General features: G+C 63.7%; 1 protein-coding gene. It reads right to left on the bottom strand.

Features of this window, described 5'->3' with window-relative positions; genetic code table 11:
- Window positions 1-289: AAA family ATPase (locus ABFX50_RS50820; protein WP_346150222.1), on the bottom strand; the 289-nt coding region annotated here is incomplete at its 3' end.
- Between the last annotated feature and the right edge of the window lie 502 nt (window positions 290-791).

The following is a 791-nucleotide window of genomic DNA, read 5'->3' as shown; positions in this document are numbered from 1 at the left end:
CCTGGTGGAACTCGAACTTCTGGTGCGCCTGGTTGAAGATCGACACGCCGGTGATGTCGCTGGGCAGCAGGTCGGGGGTGAACTGGATGCGCCGCCACTCGGCGTCGACGCTGGCGGCGACGGAGCGGGCGAGCGTGGTCTTGCCGGTGCCCGGCACGTCCTCCATGAGCAGGTGCCCCTCGGAGAACAGGCAGACCAGGGCCAGCTCGACGGCTTCGCGCTTGCCCCGGATGGCGCGCTCGATGTTGCCCGCCATCAGCTGGAAGCGCTGTGCGAACTGCCCTGCCATGGCCGCGGTGTCGGGATTGCCTACATCCGTTCTCTCACTCATCGAGGCCGTCGCCGCCGACGCTGCCAGGGATGGCCATCTGGGTGTCGCTGATGTAGGCGGTGCCGCCGTTCCACTCGATCCGGTTCCAAACGGATGTACCTTCCTAGCCGTCGCGGCCACGTCGGCCTCATCTTGAAACCCTCATCCGATGATTCAGGAAGGTACACCCTTCCGACAGAATCACAGATTTCGATCAAAGCTAGGTGGTGCTCATGAGGAGCGTCTTGGTGCAGGGCCAGTCCTCCTTCGCTGGCCCTGCGACCCTCACTGCCAACGCCTCCGCGCCGGCGCCCTGCCTCAGCCTCCATGTGCACCTTCTTATGTGCTTTCCTTCGTCCATCGGACTGCTGAAAAGGCAGGTGGGGTTGCGTCCACGGGAGTGGTGTACGAGTTTTCGCTGGTGACAGGCGTGGCGCCGTGAAATGAAGACGGCCATCGCGTGATCCTTCGTGATTGCGAG

The organism is Nonomuraea recticatena (genome assembly GCF_039533245.1).
Taxonomy (GTDB): Bacteria; Actinomycetota; Actinomycetes; order Streptosporangiales; family Streptosporangiaceae; genus Nonomuraea; species Nonomuraea roseola.
This window is presented reverse-complemented; position numbering and strand designations above follow the sequence as displayed.